Source organism: Halochromatium sp. (assembly GCF_054919635.1).
Map to the genome: position 1 here is coordinate 1 of NZ_JBUDPI010000276.1, position 5,109 is coordinate 5,109.

Annotated in this window: 8 protein-coding genes and 1 pseudogene; 8 read left to right on the top strand and 1 reads right to left on the bottom strand. The window is 64.7% G+C overall.

All coding sequences use genetic code 11. The annotated features are described in order from the left end of the window. The first annotated feature begins 2 nt into the window (after positions 1–2). From ACY693_RS14645 to ACY693_RS14660, 4 genes are all read left to right on the top strand, one after another. Positions 3–287 carry a BMC domain-containing protein gene (locus tag ACY693_RS14645; protein ID WP_462322555.1) on the top strand — a complete coding sequence of 95 codons (285 nt, stop codon included), beginning with the start codon at positions 3–5 and terminating at the stop codon, positions 285–287. A 151-nt stretch (positions 288–438) separates the two neighbouring features. Next, positions 439–744, top strand: coding sequence for a BMC domain-containing protein (locus ACY693_RS14650; RefSeq protein WP_462322556.1), 306 nt, complete (start codon positions 439–441; stop codon positions 742–744). An 8-nt stretch (positions 745–752) separates the two neighbouring features. Further along, positions 753–1,226, top strand: coding sequence for a ferritin-like domain-containing protein (locus ACY693_RS14655; RefSeq protein ID WP_462322557.1), 474 nt, complete (start codon positions 753–755; stop codon positions 1,224–1,226). Between the two features lie 5 nt (positions 1,227–1,231). Further along, positions 1,232–1,513, top strand: a complete 282-nt coding sequence (locus ACY693_RS14660) for a 4a-hydroxytetrahydrobiopterin dehydratase (RefSeq protein WP_462322558.1) — start codon at positions 1,232–1,234, stop codon at positions 1,511–1,513. 22 nt (positions 1,514–1,535) lie between these two features. Here the strand turns inward: ACY693_RS14660 and ACY693_RS14665 are convergent, their stop codons facing one another. Beyond that, the gene (locus ACY693_RS14665) at positions 1,536–1,787 is read right to left on the bottom strand and encodes a hypothetical protein (RefSeq protein ID WP_462322559.1); all 252 of its coding nucleotides are present in this window, start codon (positions 1,785–1,787) and stop codon (positions 1,536–1,538) included. 271 nt (positions 1,788–2,058) lie between these two features. On the opposite strand from ACY693_RS14665, the gene ACY693_RS14670 reads away from it, so the two are divergent. The 4 genes and pseudogenes from ACY693_RS14670 to ACY693_RS14685 all read left to right on the top strand — a co-directional run. Then, positions 2,059–3,099: a LysR family transcriptional regulator gene (locus ACY693_RS14670; RefSeq protein ID WP_462322562.1), complete on the top strand. Its 1,041-nt coding sequence runs from the start codon at positions 2,059–2,061 to the stop codon at positions 3,097–3,099. 48 nt (positions 3,100–3,147) lie between these two features. Then, entirely contained in the window at positions 3,148–4,320 is a 1,173-nt protein-coding gene (locus ACY693_RS14675) for a 5-(carboxyamino)imidazole ribonucleotide synthase (protein ID WP_462322560.1), read from the top strand. After that, positions 4,320–4,865: a 5-(carboxyamino)imidazole ribonucleotide mutase gene (gene purE, locus ACY693_RS14680; protein ID WP_462322561.1), complete on the top strand. Its 546-nt coding sequence runs from the start codon at positions 4,320–4,322 to the stop codon at positions 4,863–4,865. Before ACY693_RS14675 ends, purE begins: the two co-directional genes overlap by 1 nt. Before the next feature lie 120 nt (positions 4,866–4,985). Then, a pseudogene (locus ACY693_RS14685) lies at positions 4,986–5,109 on the top strand (twitching motility protein PilT); the annotation flags it as partial.

A 5,109-nucleotide genomic window follows, 5' to 3' on the forward strand; every position in this document is an offset into this window, starting at 1 on the left:
GTATTGCGCTTGGCATGCTCGAGACGCGCGGGCTGGTGCCGGCGATCGAGGCCGCGGACGCGATGACGAAGGCTGCCGAAGTGCGAATGATCGGCCGTGAGTTCGTCGGCGGTGGCTACGTCACCGTGCTGGTGCGTGGTGAGACCGGTGCGGTCAATGCCGCTGTTCGTGCCGGCGCTGACGCCTGCGAGCGCGTCGGCGACGGACTGGTTGCGGCGCACATCATCGCCCGCCCGCACCGCGAGGTCGAGCCGGTGCTGCCGACCGGTAGTGCATCGTCTGACTGAGTACGGTCAGCGTACTCGGCGTCCGAGCGCAACCGGCGCAGCGAATTGGGCCTGAGCCGCTCGTCCTCTGAGGCGGTGCTGCCCCGGCGCATTTGACACGATCGCGAAACGGGCCATCCGGGCCCGGCGCGTCAACACTGGGAGAAGTTCGATGGCAAACGAGACGATGGGCATTGCCCTCGGAATGATCGAGACGCGCGGCCTGGTGCCGGCGATCGAAGCTGCTGATGCGATGACCAAGGCTGCCGAGGTGCGGTTGATCGGTCGCGAGTTTGTTGGCGGCGGCTACGTGACCGTGCTGGTGCGCGGTGAGACCGGTGCGGTCAACGCGGCGGTGCGTGCTGGTGCCGACGCCTGTGAGCGCGTTGGCGATGGCCTTGTGGCCGCGCACATCATCGCTCGCCCGCATCGTGAGGTGGAGCCAGTGCTGCCGACCGGTGGTGGGGCCACTGACTGAGCCGACGCATGCGTCACGCAACCGTCCATCCGCGCACGCTCGGCTACCTCGGCCGAGCCTTGAGCCTTGAGTATTCGGCCGTCCAGCAGTACATGACGCAGGCGGCGCTGACCGAGGCTTGGGGTCTGAACGAGGCAGCCGATCGGTTTCGACGAGAGACCGTCGAGGAGATGCAGCACGCCGAGCGCTTGGTCAAGCGTATGCTTGGGCTTGGCGTGTCGCCGAATGCCTCTCAGTTGCGCCCGGCGAGCGTCGCCCGTAATCTGGTTGACCTCTTGCGCCAGGACGCGGTGCTCGAGGCGGAGATCGTCGCCCTCTATGACGAGGCCACGCGTTTCTGCCGGCGTATCGGCGACCATGAGAATGCGGAGTTCTTCAACGGTCTGCTGCAGGATGAGCTGCATCATGCAGCAGAGATCGACACCTGGCTCGAAGCATTGGGTGTGCCGCGGCATCAGCCCGATGAGCGCGCCTACTTCTGATCGCGATGAGCCCGACTGAGACAGGTGGCCACCCTTGGCGCGAGCGGTCTCGACCACTCCGGCTTGAGCGGCGGGTTGAGTTCGGCGATTATGAGCCGTTGCGCGACTTCCTCGACCGCGTCGCGGAGCTGTCCGAGGCGACGGGCTTGTACCCAAACCTGAGCTTTGGCCGCACCTACGTGAATCTGACCCTGTTTGTCGAAAAGGGTGCTGAGCAGGTTGATGAACAACTGCATGCATTCGCGAGACAGGTCGACGCATTACTTGACGGTGATAACAGCGCTTAGCGCATGGTCTGCGACCGAGGCCTTACTCAGGCTCTCGGCCGCCGGCTCCTCTGGTATCCGTTGGAGGATGGATGATGAGCGAAGAAATGATCCAATCTGCGGCGCCTGAGGCGTCGGCATCTGAGAGCGCGACGACCAGCGGTTCGACGACCCGCAAGAAGGCGCCGGCCAAGGCGGCTTCATCGGCGCGCCGCTCCCGGCAGCGCTCGTCAGCGTCAACCGCAGCGTCCGGCTTTGGCGTCGCGGCGCTCGCGAGCACCTCGCGCGCCGACAATCCATCGATCGACGACCCTTTCCAAAGCGGTCAGCGGATCTGGCCGGATTAGCCCTGTTGCGGAGCCGATTCGTCGCGTTCGGTGCAACGCCGGGCGTTGTCTGCCGGCAACCGGCGTTACGCCTCCATTACTCCGCTATCGGTCCAAGTCCCGCGATGAGCATGAGCTGGCAGGCTTATCTTTGCTCAGCCCCTGCCGTGCCGAGGACTTGGTCGAATGGCCGGACGTAAGCCCAAGGGTGTGCCTGCTGGAAGCAGCCGTCACAGCGCGATGCCGCAAAGCCCAACCACAGACGCGACCGATAACCGCACCAGCACCGGCAGTAACGCATCGGATTACCTGATCCGCCACACCACCTTGCGTCAGCTGCAGCTGCTCGAGGCGATCGTGCGCCTCGGCAGCTTCACCCGTGCCGCTGAGGAGCTGTTCCTAACTCAGCCCACGGTCTCGATGCAGATCAAGAAGCTGTCAGAGGCCATCGGTGCCCCCTTGTTTCGCCATGTTGGACGCACCATCGAGCCGACCGATGCCGGTCGTGAGGTGCATCTGGCCTGTCGCGACATCCTCAACACCCTGTCGAACCTCGAGATCAAGCTCGCCGACCTCAAGGGCCTGAAGCGCGGCCGCCTGCGGCTCGGGGTTTTGACCACGGCCAAGTACGTAGCGCCCGAGATCCTCGGTGCCTTCTGTCGCGTCTATCCGGGCATCGACGTCTCGCTGAAGGTGACCAATCGCGAGCAGATCCTCGAACGACTCATGGGGCACGACGACGACCTCTACGTGATGGGGCAGCCGCGCGAGACCAACGCTCAGGTTCAGACCATCCCCTTTGCGCCGAATCCGTTGGTCATGGTCGCCAGCGTCGACCATCCGCTGGCCAGCCAACGCTCGATACCGCTCCGAGCGCTGACCGAAGAGAACTTTATCCTGCGCGAGTCAGGCTCTGGCATTCGTGACGCGGTGCTCGCGCAGTTCGCCGCGAACGGGTTGATGCCACGCGTGCGGATGCAGCTCGGAAGCAATGAGGCGATCAAGCGCGCTATCGTGGGTGGACTTGGCATTGCCGCCCTGTCGCTGCACTCGCTCACCCTCGAGAGTGCCGGCGGTCGGCTCGCACTGCTCGATGTCGACGGCTTTCCGATCATGCGTCGCTGGCATCTAGTCTATTCTCGGGGCCGCGAGCTATCCTTGGTCGCACGAACCTTCTTGGACTTCGCGATCGATTACGAGCCCGAGATTCGCGCGCGTCTGGCCGAGGCTGAGGCCAATTTCGCGCAGATCCGCGAACGTCTCATTGCTCAATCAGGCTGAAGTCCCCGGCTCATTCAGCGCGCTGTCCCTGCTCAGGCTCTCCAGATGATGTCCACGCCGTCTTCGTCGTCAGACCAGTATCCCTATCCTGTCTCTCGGATTGGCATCATCGGTGGCGGGCAGCTTGGGCGGATGCTGGTCAAGTCCGCGAGGCGCCTTGGCTGTACCTGCGTGGTCCTCGATCCGACTCCAGGCTCGCCGGCGGGTCAAGTCTCTGGACAGCAGATCGTCGCCGATTCGCATGATCCGCAGGCGTTGCGCCAGCTGGCCGAGCAGGTCGATGTCATCACCTTCGACATCGAGGACATCGATGCCACCATCCTCGCAACCTTGGCCGATGCGGGACATCAGATCCTGCCCTCGGCAAGCCTGCTCGCTGAGATCCAGGACAAACTGCGCCAGAAGCAGCGGCTGATGGCGCTCGGTATACCGACCGCCGACTTCATCGAGGTCGATCCAGACGATGCCGAGCAGTTCGAGCGCTTTGGCTATCCGCTGGTGCAGAAGGCGCGGCGCGGCGGTTACGACGGTCGCGGCGTGGTGGTGATGCGCTCGGCGGCGGATCGGGCGCAAGTGCTGCCGGTGCCCTCGCTCATCGAACGCTTCGTTCCAGCCGCCAAGGAGCTAGCGGTGATCGTGGTCCGGGGCCAGGATGGCGAGGTGCGCAGCTACGAGCCAGTCGAGATGTGCTTCCGTTCCGGCGCGAATATCCTCGACATGCTCCTGGCTCCGGCCCGGATACCCGCCGCAACGTTGGCCGCTGCGCGGGCCTTGGCCATCGAGACCGTGACTGGCTTGGGCGGTGTCGGTATCTTCGGCATCGAGCTGTTCTTGACCGAGGCCGGCGAGCTGCTGGTCAATGAGGTCGCGCCGCGCACCCACAATTCGGGCCACTACACCATCGAGGCCTGTATCACCGACCAGTTCGAGCAACATCTGCGGGCGATCACTGGATTGCCGCTCGGCGCGACCGATCAGATGATCCCGGCAGCGATGATCAACCTGCTCGGCGCGCCGGATGAATCGGGGCCGCCGGTGATCCGTGGGCTGCGCGCCGCGCTCGCGATCCCCGGCGTGTCGTTACATTTCTATGGCAAGGCGAGCACCCGGCCCTTCCGCAAGATGGGGCATGTGACGGTGCTGGATAGCGACATCGAGTCGGCGCGGCACAAGGCCGAGCAGGTGCGCGCCTTGATCGAGATCGGCAGCGAGGTGCAGTGATGGCTAGAGCAACAGGTGATCCACGCGTCGGCGTCATCATGGGCAGCGATTCGGACCTGCCGGTGATGCAGGCGGCGGCCGATGTGCTTGCCGAGCTTGGCGTGCCTCATGAGGTCAGTATCGTCTCGGCCCATCGCACCCCGAAGCGTCTCTACAGCTATGCCCAGCAGGCCGCCGAGCGCGGGTTGGGCGTGATCATCGCCGGGGCTGGCGGTGCCGCGCATCTGCCCGGCATGGTCGCGGCGATCACCGCGTTGCCTGTGATCGGCGTGCCGGTCAAGTCGTCGGCGCTCTCGGGCGAGGATTCTTTGCTATCCATCGTGCAGATGCCAGCCGGCGTCCCGGTGGCCACGGTCGCGATCAATGGCGCCAAGAATGCTGGCCTCTTGGCCGCGCAGATCCTCGGTGTGACCGATCTCGAGCTGCGCCAACGCATTCAGCAGTTCAAGGATCGGCTCGAGGCCGAGGTGCTGGCCAAGGCTGAGCGCGTGGAGGCTGGCGAGATCACCGCTGAGACCGTGCGCGCCGCGCGCAGCCGGTGTTAGTGCAAGGCGAGGTACCACCGTTGCAAGAGCGCGTAGATCCCTGTCTTTCAGCAACCGGAGCAACCTTGATGCCCCGATCCGGGCGTCGCTGGGTGGCGAGCTGCTGCGAGGATGCGAGCGATGGATATCGCTGAGCTGTTAGCCTTCGGGGCCAAGAACAACGCCTCTGACCTGCATCTCTCGGCCGGACTGCCGCCGATGATCCGGGTCGATGGCGACATGCGTCGGATCAACGTGCCTGCGC

Bases quoted from the DNA above. Each gene is read 5' to 3' on its own strand.
- ACY693_RS14650 (WP_462322556.1), top strand. From the start codon at position 439: ATGGCAAACGAGACGATGGGCATTGCCCTCGGAATGATCGAGACGCGC.
- ACY693_RS14655 (WP_462322557.1), top strand. From the start codon at position 753: ATGCGTCACGCAACCGTCCATCCGCGCACGCTCGGCTACCTCGGCCGA.
- ACY693_RS14660 (WP_462322558.1), top strand. From the start codon at position 1,232: ATGAGCCCGACTGAGACAGGTGGCCACCCTTGGCGCGAGCGGTCTCGA.
- ACY693_RS14670 (WP_462322562.1), top strand. From the start codon at position 2,059: ATGCCGCAAAGCCCAACCACAGACGCGACCGATAACCGCACCAGCACC.
- ACY693_RS14675 (WP_462322560.1), top strand. From the start codon at position 3,148: ATGTCCACGCCGTCTTCGTCGTCAGACCAGTATCCCTATCCTGTCTCT.
- purE (WP_462322561.1), top strand. From the start codon at position 4,320: ATGGCTAGAGCAACAGGTGATCCACGCGTCGGCGTCATCATGGGCAGC.